Origin of the sequence: Kitasatospora sp. NPDC056800 (genome assembly GCF_042789775.1) — a bacterium.
Lineage (GTDB): Bacteria > Actinomycetota > Actinomycetes > Streptomycetales > Streptomycetaceae > Kitasatospora.
The window spans coordinates 1-11921 of record NZ_JBHUAL010000044.1; the positions used below are offsets into that span (position 1 = coordinate 1).

Below are 11921 nucleotides of genomic sequence, written 5' to 3' on the forward strand. Positions count from 1 at the left end.
CGACACCAGGTCGATGATCCGGGTGGTCAGCACGCCCGGGTCGGTCTCCAGGCGCAGCCGCTCCTGCGGGTAGAGCGGGGTGAGCTTGTTGAACTCGGGGCGGCCGCGGCCGCTCTCCGGGTCCATGCCGTTGACGGAGTCCAGGCGCACCATGGCGTTGAACTTCTCGCGGCGCTCGCCCTCGCGCGGCTGGCGCACCGCACCGGTGATGGCGTCACCCTTGCGCAGGCCGTTCTTGCGGACCTGGGCGAGCGAGACGTAGACGTCGTTCTGGCCCGGCAGGTAGCCGGAGGTGCGCACGAACGCGTAGTTGTCGAGGATGTCGAGGATGCCCGCGACCGGGATCAGGACGTCGTCCTCGCCGACCTGCGGCTCGGCCACGCCCGCGGCCTCGAAGCCGTCACGGCCACGACGGCCGCGGCGGTCGCGGTAGCGCCCGCGCCGGCCGCGGCGGCCCTCGCCGAACTCGTCGTCCTCGTAGCCGCCCTGCTGCTGGGCCTGCGGCTGCTGGGTCTGCTGGCCCTGACGGCCCTGCTGCTCGGCCTGGCCGCCCTGCTGCTGGCCGCCGCCCTGCTGGGGCTGGCGGTCGGCGCGCTCGCGGCGGTTGCGGCGGTCGCGGCGCGACTCGCGGCTGTCGCCGTCCTGGGCCTCGCCGCCCTCCTGGCGGTCGGTGCGCTCGGTGCGCTCGGTGCCCTCGCGGCGGTCACGGCGCTCACGGCGGTCGCGACGCGACTCGCGGCCGTCCTCGCGGCCCTCGAAGCCGCGGGTCTCGGCCGGGCGGGCCTCGGCCTGCTTCGGCTCGGCGACCGCGACGGTGGCGGGCTCGGCGGCGGCCTCGGCGACCGGGGCGACGGGCGCGCCGGCGGCCGAGGTGGCCCGGCGGCGGGTGCGCTCGGTACGGGCGGGCGCGGCGGTCTCCGCGGCGGCCTGGACCGGGATCTCGATCTGGGCCTGCGGCTCGGCGGCGGCCGGGGCCTCGGCCTTGGCGGCGGCGGCCTTGGTGCGGCGGGCCGGCTTCTCGGCCGGGGCCTCGGCGTCCGCCTTGGCGGCGGTGCGCTTGGCGGCCGGGGCGGTGCCACCGGCGGCGAGCAGCGGGTCCCCGCCGCTCTTCTCCTTGATGGTCTCGATCAGCTGGCTCTTGCGCATGCGTCCGGTACCGGTGATGCCAAGGTCCGCGGCGAGCTTCTGGAGCTCGGCCAGGACCATGCCGTCCAGGCCCGCGGCGGCACTGCGGCGGCGCCGCGCCGGAGCAGCGGGGGCGGCGGCTGCGTCCGACGCCTCTGCGTCCGGGCGCGCGCCCATCAGATCGGTGGAGTCGCTCACTAAGGGTCCTTCCCTGGAGCGGACGTCGGCCTGTCTGGCTCGGCGACCGGTTGTGCTGTCCTGACCAACGCTCGACTGCGTCGGTCCGAGGCGGTGATCCCTCGAATGGCGGGAGCCTGTCGAGAGAGGGTTACGTGCGAGGTGCGGTGCGTGAAGCACGGTGGTGCTGAGTGGCGCGTGGGCCGGTCGTGTGTCGACCTCCCCTGAGGGCGTAACCCCCACGCTTCCTGCGAATCCCGGGCCCCCGTCGCGTGACGGTGGCCCGTGCTCCGCCCGTCCTGGCCTCAGGTGGGAGGCTGCGGGTGGGAGTCAGGTGCCGTCACGGCTTCGGGATGCGGCCGCATGTCGCGCAGGCAGGCTGCGTACGCGCTGCGGTGGGCTCCCGGAGAATCGTCGCCCCGTGCATCGCCGGGACTCCACTGCCGTGGAGCGCTGGGATCGGGACGCGGCGCACCTAGCCCCGGAGGGCACCTGGTGCAGCAATGAGGTTAACACTACCGACCCCCTCAGACATTCCCCAGCCTTGCGCTTGCCAATCGTGTCCGTCGGACCCGGCTCGGCAGGGTGCCGGCGCCGGGTCCCGAGCGGCCCGTTCGGGCTGCTCAGACGTCCAGCGGGAGCACGACGGCCCCGGTGCGGTCGACGTCCAGCCGGTGCGCGGCGAACGCCGGGTCGCCGCCGTGGCCGTGGTGTCCGGCGAAGGAGAGCACCTTGTCGGCGCCCGCCTCGTCGGTGAGGGCCAGGACGGTCGGACCGGCGCCGGAGACGACCGCCGGGAAGCCCTCGGCGCGCAGGGCGCCGACCAGCGCGGCGCTGTCCGGCATGGCGGAGGCGCGGTAGTCCTGGTGCAGCCGGTCCTCGGTGGCGGCGAGGAGCAGTTCGGGGCGCCTGGTCAGCGCCTCCACCAGCAGTGCGGAACGGCCCGCGTTGACGGCCGCGTCGGCCAGCGGGACGGTCTTCGGCAGCAGTCCGCGCGCGGTCTCGGTGAGCACCTCGCCGGCCGGCACGAACACCACCGGGACGACCTGCTCGGACGGCTCCAGCACGACCGCCTTGGCCGACTCCTCGTCGGTCCAGGCGATGGTGAAGTTGCCGCGCAGGCAGGCCGCGACGTTGTCGGGGTGGCCCTCCAGCTCGGAGGCGAGGGCCAGCAGCGCGTCGTCGTCCAGCGCGGACCGGCCGCCGATGGTCACCGCGCGGGCGGCCACGATGCCGGCGCAGATGGCGGCCGAGGAGGAGCCGAGGCCGCGGCCGTGCGGTATCCGGTTGGCGCAGACCACTTCGAGGCCGCGGGGCTGGCCGCCGAGCCGGTCGAAGGCGGCGCGCATCGAGCGGACCAGCAGGTGGCGCTCGTCGCGCGGCAGCGTCTCGGCGCCCTCACCGGCGATGTCGACGGAGAGGCCGGAGTCGGCGACCCGGACGACCACGTCGTCGTACAGACCCAGCGCGAGCCCGAAGGCGTCGAAGCCCGGGCCGAGGTTGGCGCTGGTCGCGGGAACCCTGACCCGGACGGCGGCGGCACGGAACGCGGGACCGGCCATACGGTGGACTCTCCTGGGGTAAATCGGGCGGCGCGGAGCGCGTCGTCGGTGCGAGGGTGGGAACGGACCGCGGCCCCTCCGGGGGGCGGGCGGTCGCGGTGTCGGCGCGGCCCGGACCCGCCGGGCCCGGGGCATGTGCCACACGGCCGAAGCCAGAGTATCGAAGAGAGGTTCCCGAGCGGTACACCCCGTGGGCCTTCGATCTGGTGTGTTGCCGTTCTGGCCGGAAATGCTCACCCCTCCCCGTCGACGGGAGGGGTGGAAAAGGATCGCAATGCGGAACCCAATTGACACAAAAGTGTCAGGGGGGAACTCCGACGGGCCGACCCTCGAAAGAGTCGGCCCGTCGGGGCGTCAGGACCCTTTACCGGTCGAGCAGTCCGAGGCTGCGGGCGGCCGCCTCCGGGTCGATCGGGACGATCTGCGGCTGCGGCGCGCCGGCCACCGCCCAGTCCGGGTCCTTCAGGCCGTTGCCGGTCACGGTGCAGACGATCCGCTGGCCCGGGTCGACCAGACCGGCCTCCGCCTTGGCCAGCAGACCGGCCACCGAGGCGGCCGAGGCGGGCTCCACGAAGACGCCCTCCTGCGAGGCCAACAGCCGGTAGGCGGACAGGATCTGACGGTCCGTCACCTTGTCGATGAGGCCGCCGGACTCGTCCCGCGCGGCGAGCGCGAAGTCCCAGGAGGCCGGGTTGCCGATCCGGATCGCGGTGGCGATGGTCTGCGGCTTGAGCACCGGCGCGCCGTCCACGATCGGGGCCGAGCCGGAGGCCTGGAAGCCCCACATCCGCGGGGTGCGGGTGGCGAGGCCGTCGGCCGCGTACTCGCGGTAGCCCTTCCAGTACGCGGTGATGTTGCCCGCGTTGCCGACCGGCAGGACGTGGATGTCCGGGGCGTCGCCGAGCATGTCGACGATCTCGAAGGCCGCGGTCTTCTGGCCCTCGATCCGCACCGGGTTGACCGAGTTGACCAGCGCCACCGGGTACTTCTCGGACAGTTCACGCGCAAGGGTGAGGCAGTCGTCGAAGTTCCCGTCGACCTGGAGGATCCTGGCGCCGTGGACCAGCGCCTGGCCCATCTTGCCGAGGGCGATCTTGCCCTGCGGGACGAGCACCGCGGAGACCATCCCGGCCCGCACCGCGTACGCGGCGGCGGAGGCCGAGGTGTTGCCGGTGGAGGCGCAGATGACCGCCTGCGCGCCCTCCTCCTTGGCCTTGGAGATGGCCATCGTCATCCCGCGGTCCTTGAAGGAGCCGGTCGGGTTGGCGCCCTCGACCTTGAGGTAGACCTCGCAGCCCGTGCGCTCGGAGAGCACCTGGGCGGGGACCAGGGGCGTGCCGCCCTCCAACAGGGTGACCACCGGGGTGGCCGCGGTGACCGGCAGGCGGTCCCGGTACTCCTCGATCAGGCCGCGCCACTGGTGGGTGTGCGCGCCTCGGACGACGTTCTCGGCAACGGCGTTCATGGCTGGTTCCTTATTCCCCTTCGACCCGCATGATGCTGGCCACGTCCCGCACGCTGTCCAGCGCGCGGAGCTTGTCGACCGTCGCCGACAGCGCGGCGTCGGTGGCACGGTGGGTGACCACGACGAGCGAGGCGTCGCCGTCGCGGCCCTGCTGGCGCACGGTGTCGATGGAGACGCCGTGCTCGGCGAAGACGGATGCCACCTGGGCGAGCACGCCCGCGCGGTCGTCCACGTCGAGGCTGACGTGGTAGCGGGTGACCACCTCGTCCATCGGCTTGGCCGGCAGCCGCGTGTACACCGAGTCACCGGGGCCGGTGGCGCCGGCGAGCTTGTTGCGGCAGACCGCGACCAGGTCGCCGAGCACCGCGGAGGCGGTCGGCGAGCCGCCCGCGCCGGGGCCGTAGAACATCAGCCGGCCGGCCGCCTCGGCCTCGACGAACACCGCGTTGTACGCCTCGCGGACGGAGGCCAGCGGGTGCGACAGCGGGATCATCGCCGGGTGGACGCGCGCGGTGACGGACTCGCCGTCCGCGGCCCGCTCGCAGATCGCGAGCAGCTTGACCACACAGCCCATCTCCTTGGCGGAGGCGATGTCGGCCGCCGTCACCTCGGTGATGCCCTCGCGGTAGACGTCCGCCGCGGTGACCTTGGTGTGGAAGGCGATGCCGGCCAGGATCGCGGCCTTGGCGGCGGCGTCGAAGCCCTCGACGTCGGCCGTCGGGTCGGCCTCGGCGTAGCCCAGCGCGGTGGCCTCCTCCAGCGCCTCCGAGTAGCCGGCGCCGGTGGTGTCCATCTTGTCGAGGATGAAGTTGGTGGTGCCGTTGACGATCCCCAGCACCCGGTTGACCTTGTCCCCCGCGAGGGACTCGCGCAGCGGGCGCAGCAGCGGGATCGCGCCCGCCACCGCGGCCTCGTAGTACAGGTCCACCCCGGCCTCGGCGGCCGCGGCGTGCAGCTCGGTGCCGTCCTTGGCGAGCAGCGCCTTGTTGGCGCTGACCACCGAGGCGCCCTGCCGGAAGGCGGACAGGATCAGCGATTTGGAGGGCTCGATGCCGCCCACCACCTCGACCACCACGTCGATGTCGCCCCGGTTGACCAGGGCCTCGGCGTCGGTGGTGATCAGGTGCTCGGGGACGCCCGGGCGGGTCCGCCCGGCCCGGCGGACCGCGATCCCGGCCAACTCGACCGGAGCGCCGATGCGAGCGGCGAGGTCGTCGGCCGTCGTCGTCATGATGCGCGCCACCTCGGAGCCCACCACACCACAACCCAGCAACGCCACCTTCAGCGGGCGCGTACGCATCATCCGACTCCGCTCTGCATTCTTCTGCTTCGGTAATTTCCGGCGGGTTTTCCTGGACCGCCGGGAACTTCGGTCTCTACCAGTCTCCGGGACTTTCCGTACGGATCTACGGTCGTTCCATGATCTGAGACGAGGATTTCGTCATCCGATATCCAGACGCAGGAGATCCTCCTCCGTCTCGCGCCGGACGATCACCCGCGCCGCACCGTCCCTGACGGCGAGCACGGGGGGCTTGAGGGCGTGGTTGTAATTGCTCGCCATCGACCGGCAGTAGGCGCCGGTGGCGGGCACCGCGATCAGGTCGCCCGGGGCCAGGTCGGCCGGCAGGAAGGCGTCCCGGACGACGATGTCGCCGGACTCGCAGTGCTTGCCGACCACCCGCACCAGCATCGGCTCCGCGTCGCTGGTGCGCGACACCAGGGCCACCGAGTACTCGGCGTCGTACAGCGCGGTGCGGATGTTGTCGGACATCCCGCCGTCCACGCTGACGTAGGTGCGCAGGCCCTCCAGCGGCTTGACGGTGCCGACCTCGTACAGCGTGAACGCCGTCGGGCCGACGATCGCCCGGCCCGGCTCCACGCTCAGCCGGGGGGCGTCCAGGTTCGCGGCGGCGCACTCGCGGCGGACGATGTCGGCCAGCGCGGCCGCGATCTCGGCCGGCTCGCGCGGGTCGTCCTCGCTGGTGTACGCGATGCCGAGGCCGCCGCCGAGGTCGATCTCGGGCAGCTGGACGCCGTGCTCGTCGCGGATCCCGGCCAGCAGGCCGACCACCCGGCGGGCGGCCACCTCGAAGCCCGCCATGTCGAAGATCTGCGAGCCGATGTGCGAGTGGATGCCGCGCAGCTCCAGGCTGTCGTGGCCGAGCACCCGGCGCACCGCCTCGGCGGCCGCTCCCCCGGTGAGCGACAGCCCGAACTTCTGGTCCTCGTGCGCGGTGGCGATGAACTCGTGGGTGTGCGCCTCGACGCCGACGGTGATCCGGATCAGCACCTGCTGGCGCACGCCCTGGCGGGCGGCGATCGCCGCCAGGCGCCCGATCTCCTCGTAGGAGTCGACCACGATGTGCCCGACGCCGGTCTTCACGGCGTGCTCGAGCTCGTCCGCCGACTTGTTGTTGCCGTGCAGCGCGATCCGCTCCGGCGGCATCCCGGCGGCCAGGGCGACCGCCAGCTCGCCCGGGCTGCACACGTCGAGGTTGAGGCCCTCCTCGTGCAGCCAGCGCACGACGGCCTTGGAGAGGAACGCCTTCCCGGCGTAGTAGACGTCCGCGCCGGTGCCGAAGGCGTCCCGCCAGGCGCGCGCCCGGGACCGGAAGTCCTCCTCGTCCAGCACGTAGGCGGGGGTGCCGAACTCGGCGGCCAGCCGCCTGACGTCGATGCCGCCGACGGTCGCCACGCCCTCGGCGTTCCGGGCGACGGTGCGCGACCAGACCTTGGGGTCGAGCGCGTTCAGGTCGGCGGGCGGGGCCTGGTAGTGGCCCTCGGGCAGGACGTCGCCGTGACGGGGGCCTGCCGGGTGTGCGGAGCGACTCATCTTCGGAGATCCTTCGAGACCTATGGCGAGGGGCGGCGACGGTCCACGTTGACCGTCAGCCGCCCCCGCCGTGCGCTTGGGGGTGGTGCCTACATCCGCTCGGGCGCCGTCACGCCCAGGAGCGTGAGTCCGTTGGCGAGCACGGTGCGCGTCGCCTCGACCAGCCAGAGGCGGGCGCGGTGCGTGTCGGAGAGCTCCTCGTCGCCCTTGGGCAGGAACATGCAGTTCTCGTACAGGCGGTGGTACTTGCCCGCGAGGTCCTCCAGGTAGCGCGCGACCCGGTGCGGCTCGCGCAGCTCGCCGGCCGTGGCCAGCACCCGCGGGAACTCCGCGAGGTGGCCGAGCACGTCGGACTCCCACTCGGTGGCGAGCAGCTCGGGCTTGAACTGCTCGACCGTGCCCTTGTCCACGCCCAGCTCGGCGGCCTTGCGGGCCACGCCGCACATCCGGGTGTGCGCGTACTGGACGTAGAAGACCGGGTTCTCGTTGGTCTGGCTGGTCAGCAGGTTGATGTCCAGCGTGATCGTCGAGTCCGTGGAGGAGCGCGCCAGGGTGTAGCGGGCGGCGTCCACGCCGATCCACTCGATCACGTCGTCGATCGTGATGATGTTGCCGGCCCGCTTCGACATGCGGACCTCTTCGCCGTCGCGAAGCATCTTCACGAACTGGCCGATCTTCACCTCGATGTTGTGGTCCATGTCGTCGCCCGCGCAGGCCGCGATGGCCTTGAGGCGGTTGACGTAGCCGTGGTGGTCGGCGCCCAGCATGTAGAGCGCGACCTCGGCGCCGCGGTCCCGCTTGGACAGGTAGTACGCGGCGTCGGCGGCGAAGTAGGTCTTGTCGCCGTCGGCCTTGACCAGGACGCGGTCCTTGTCGTCGCCGAAGTCGGTGGTGCGCAGGAAGACCGCGTCGTCCTGCTCGAAGACGTGGCCCTGCTCGCGCAGCCGGTCGATGGCCTTCTCGACCGCGCCGGAGTCGTGCAGCGTCTTCTCCGAGAACCACACGTCGAAGTGGGTGCCGAACTCGTCCATCGAGCGCTTGATCTCGGCGACCATGAGCTTGAGGCCCTCGGTGCGGAAGACCTGGAGCTGCTCCTCCTCGGAGAGGTCGAGCACGCCGGGGATCGCGTCGGTGAGCGCCTTGGCGATGTCGACGATGTACTCGCCGACGTAGCCGTCCTCGGGCGCCGGGCGGCCGTTCGCGGCGGCCTGCAGCGAGGCGGCGAACTTGCCGATCTGCACGCCGGCGTCGTTGAGGTAGTACTCGGTGGTGACGTCGGCGCCGGAGGCCCGCAGCACGCGCGCCATCGAGTCGCCGACGGCGGCCCAGCGGACGCCGCCGATGTGGATCGGGCCGGTCGGGTTGGCGGAGACGAACTCCAGGTTGATCCTCAGGCCCTTGAGGGCCTCGTTGCGGCCGTAGGCCTCGCCCGCCTCGACGACGGTGCGCGCCAGCGCGCCGGCGGTGGCGGTGTCCAGGGTGATGTTCAGGAAGCCCGGACCGGCGATGTCGACCTTGGCGACGCCGGTGATCCCTCGCAGGCGGTCGGCCAGCAGCTCGGCAACGGCTCGCGGCGGCTTGCCGGCCGCCTTGGCGAGCTGGAGGGCCACGTTGGTCGCGTAGTCGCCGTGGTCCCTGTTCTTGGGCCGTTCGACCGTCACGTGCTCGGGCACGGCGACGGCCAGCTCGCCCGCCTCGACGGCGGAGCTCACTGCGGCCTGGATTGCCTGGGAAAGGTCTGCGGGGGTCACGACGCCAAGCGTAGGCGAGACGGGGTGCCCGCCCGCCACCCGGTTTACCGGTTGAGACGCCGGTGCGCCGTGGTTACCGGGTCTCAGCCGCGATCCGTCCGCTCTGTTCGCTCAGGGCGAACTGCGTCGGACGGGCCGGCACGGCGCCCGCCGGACGGCCCGGCGGACTGTTCCGCGAGCCCCATCAGGCGCCGGACCAGGGCCACCAGGTCGGCCGGGTCGAAGGGCTTGCCGAGGTAGCCGTCCACCCCGACCGTCTCCCCCAGGTCGAGGTCCGCCGGGGTGCAGGCGCTCACGATCGCGATCGGCAGCCGGCTGGTGTCCGGGGTCGCGCGCAGCCGGGCCGCCGTCCGCAGGCCGTCCAGCCTCGGCATCACCACGTCCAGCGTCACCACGTCGGGCCGCACCCGGCGGACGACCTCCAGGCACTCGGCGCCGTCGGCGGCGGTCACCACCTCGAAGCCCTCGAGCTCCAGGTTGACCCTGATCAGCTGGCGGATCACCTCGCTGTCGTCCACCACGAGGACCCGCCCGGACACTCCCGACACCTCACCGAGGGTATCGGCGGCCCCGCCGCCCCGTCCGGCCTTTGGGCACTTCCGCCCCCACCCGGCACACGGCCCGATCCCCGGGTCGATCCGCCGCCCGATTCGCGGCCCGATCCGCGGCCCGGACGATCTTCGGGGAAACCCGTGCACGGACCACCGCCGGAGCCTGGTACTGTTCTCACGTCGGAAGCGCGAGCGACCGACAGGCCAACAGGCCCCCGTAGCTCAGGGGATAGAGCACCGCCCTCCGGAGGCGGGTGCGTAGGTTCGAATCCTACCGGGGGCACTTCGCAGGAAGTGCAAGTCAGGCCCAGATCAGTGGAGTTGATCCACGGATCTGGGCCTTTGTCGTATGCGGACGCGCGACCGGGTCCGGGCCCGGGTGGGGGCCGGGTCCGGGCCCGGTGTCTCAGGCGGCGGCCGCCTCGGCCTGGGTGTACAGGTCCGCGATGGTGTGGTCGAAGAGGGCGCTGTACGAGATGTCGTCGGTGTCGCCGCCCTGCTGGTAGCCGCCGATCGCGCCGATCACGTCGCCGGTGGCGGTGTTGATCCACGGGCCGCCGCTGGTGCCGCCCGGGTAGGCCGGGCAGTGGACGACCCGCTGGTAGGTGCTCTGCTGCCCGGTGGTGTTGGTGCACAGGACGGGCGCCTCGGCGTCGGCGGGGTAGCCGTAGAGGCGGACGGTGGCGCCGAACGGCTCGTCGGTGCCCAGCCGGTTGCCGCCGACCACGTCCTCGACGTTGCGGCCGTTGCTGGGGGCGGTCTCCAGGATCGCGAAGTCCTCGTCCTCGTCGCCCTTCTGGGACCAACCGGTGGTGGTGTGGATCGCGGTCACCCGCCAGGTGCCGTACGGGGCGGAGCCGTCGCGGTAACCCGGGGCGAAGGTGACACCGTCGGTGCTGCTGAGGCAGTGCGCGGCGGTCAGCAGCAGGTTGCCGGTGGCGCTGTGCAGCACGCTGGCGGTGCAGAAGTGGTCGCCGGCCGTCGGCGTGCCGCTGAACAGCGCGCCGACCGTCCCGGTCTCGCGGTCGCCGGCCGGCGCCGGGGCGGTGGTGCCGAGCGCGACGTCGGCGGCGGTGGTGGTCGGGGCGGCCGGCGCGGCGGCGGGGGTGGCCGTCGCGGTGGCCGTCGGGTCGGCGGTCGGCGCCGCGGAGGGCGTGGGGGCCGCGACCGGGGCGGGCGGGGCGACCGCCGCCGGGTCGGCGGCCGGGACGGGCACGGCGGCCCGGGTGCTGCGGGCCGCCTTCCCGGCGGCCGTCGTGTCGGACAGGTCCAGCCCGTGCGTCCCGGTCAGCACCGCGGCGACCGCCACCGCGGACAGCGCGGTGAACAGGGACGGGGCCAGGAGTCTGCGGCGGCGCGAGCCCTCGCGGCGGTGCTTGCCCATGCCTGTCTCTCCTGCCGGGGCGGTCGGTGGCGTCGTTCGGTGAACGACTATGGCGCCTCAGCCTGGAAAGGGCGTGACCGGCTCCTTGGAGCTCGATGAGAAATACCGTCAGCGCGTCAGCACCGCGTCCAGTTCTGCGGCTCCGACGAAAGCGGTGTGCGTCCCGGCGGCGGTGCAGGCGAAGGCCCCGGCCACCGTACCGGCCCGGGCGCAGTCCAGCGGCGGGCGGCCCTGGAACCAGGCGTACAGGAAGCCGGACACGAAGGCGTCCCCGGCGCCGTTGGTGTCCACCACCGGACGGCCCGGGTCGACGGCCGGCAGCCGGCGCGGCGCCGGGTCGTCCCGGGTGAGCAGGTGGCAGCCCTCGGCGCCGGCGGTGGCGACGACCACCCGCGCGCGCCCCTCGGCGAGGATCGCGCGCATCACCTCCTCGTGGCGGCCGCGGCAGCCGGCCACCGAGAGGAAGACCAGGTCGGAGCCGAGCGCGTAGTCGCGGTGGTGCGGGTCGGCGCCGTCCCAGTCGTGCAGGTCGGTGGAGGTGGTGCGGCCGAGGCGGTGCAGGTCGCCGTACATGTCCCGGTTGACGCCGGTGATGGACAGGTGGACGTGCCGGCTGCGCTCGGCGTACGGCAGACAGAAGTCGCGCGGCAGCCGCAGGTCGGCGGGGTGGCGGCCGTCGAAGAAGGAGAACCGGCGGCCGGCCGGGTCCACCAGGTTGACCCCGCGCGGGGTGCCGTACGGGCTCACCAGGTGCGCGAAGTGCAGTCCGTGGCGCGCGTAGTGGGCGCGGACCAGGTCGCCCTGGGGGTCGTCGCCGAGGAAGTCGATGAACGCGGTGCGCAGGCCGAGGTGGTGGGCGCCGAGGGCGACGCCGTTGCCGGTGTGGCCGACGTAGTCCCGCACCGGCTCGACGAACCGCGAGTCGCCGGGCGGGAGTTCCAGCCGCTCGACCCGGACGATGGTGTCCACGCCGCTGCCGCCGACGACGAGCAGGTCGAACTCGGGCGCTGCGGCCTCGGGTGAAACGGTCTCGGGCAGCACGGCGGCGCCTCCTTGGTCCCTGGGCAGTGCCC

At 73.1% G+C, this 11921-nt stretch carries 9 protein-coding genes and 1 tRNA gene; 1 reads left to right on the forward strand and 9 read right to left on the reverse strand.

The window, feature by feature from the left end:
- The 7 genes from ACFRQN_RS12855 to ACFRQN_RS12885 all read right to left on the reverse strand — a co-directional run.
- Window positions 1-1323: Rho termination factor N-terminal domain-containing protein (locus tag ACFRQN_RS12855; protein WP_380740217.1), on the reverse strand; the 1323-nt coding region annotated here is incomplete at its 3' end.
- A gap of 602 nt (window positions 1324-1925) precedes the next feature.
- Complete coding sequence (gene thrB, locus ACFRQN_RS12860) at window positions 1926-2864, reverse strand: homoserine kinase (RefSeq protein WP_049655887.1); 939 nt, start codon at window positions 2862-2864, stop codon at window positions 1926-1928.
- A 364-nt stretch (window positions 2865-3228) separates the two neighbouring features.
- Window positions 3229-4329, reverse strand: coding sequence for a threonine synthase (thrC, locus tag ACFRQN_RS12865; protein WP_049655889.1), 1101 nt, complete (start codon window positions 4327-4329; stop codon window positions 3229-3231).
- A 10-nt stretch (window positions 4330-4339) separates the two neighbouring features.
- Complete coding sequence (locus ACFRQN_RS12870; RefSeq protein WP_049655891.1) at window positions 4340-5632, reverse strand: homoserine dehydrogenase; 1293 nt, start codon at window positions 5630-5632, stop codon at window positions 4340-4342.
- A 138-nt stretch (window positions 5633-5770) separates the two neighbouring features.
- Window positions 5771-7162, reverse strand: a complete 1392-nt coding sequence (lysA, locus tag ACFRQN_RS12875; protein WP_117489540.1) for a diaminopimelate decarboxylase — start codon at window positions 7160-7162, stop codon at window positions 5771-5773.
- An 89-nt stretch (window positions 7163-7251) separates the two neighbouring features.
- Entirely contained in the window at window positions 7252-8913 is a 1662-nt protein-coding gene (gene argS / locus ACFRQN_RS12880; RefSeq protein WP_049655895.1) for an arginine--tRNA ligase, read from the reverse strand.
- Window positions 8914-8996: 83 nt separating this feature from the next.
- Window positions 8997-9452 (reverse strand): response regulator, encoded by a 456-nt coding sequence (locus ACFRQN_RS12885; RefSeq protein WP_049655897.1) that lies wholly within the window; start codon window positions 9450-9452, stop codon window positions 8997-8999.
- A gap of 223 nt (window positions 9453-9675) precedes the next feature.
- Between ACFRQN_RS12885 and ACFRQN_RS12890 the strand changes: the two genes are divergently transcribed.
- Window positions 9676-9747: transfer RNA gene (locus ACFRQN_RS12890), tRNA-Arg, on the forward strand.
- A 123-nt stretch (window positions 9748-9870) separates the two neighbouring features.
- Here the strand turns inward: ACFRQN_RS12890 and ACFRQN_RS12895 are convergent.
- Together ACFRQN_RS12895 and ACFRQN_RS12900 are read right to left on the reverse strand one after the other, a co-directional pair.
- Window positions 9871-10848 (reverse strand): trypsin-like serine peptidase, encoded by a 978-nt coding sequence (locus ACFRQN_RS12895; protein ID WP_380740220.1) that lies wholly within the window; start codon window positions 10846-10848, stop codon window positions 9871-9873.
- 108 nt (window positions 10849-10956) lie between these two features.
- Window positions 10957-11889 (reverse strand): carbohydrate kinase family protein, encoded by a 933-nt coding sequence (locus ACFRQN_RS12900; protein ID WP_380740222.1) that lies wholly within the window; start codon window positions 11887-11889, stop codon window positions 10957-10959.
- Between the last annotated feature and the right edge of the window lie 32 nt (window positions 11890-11921).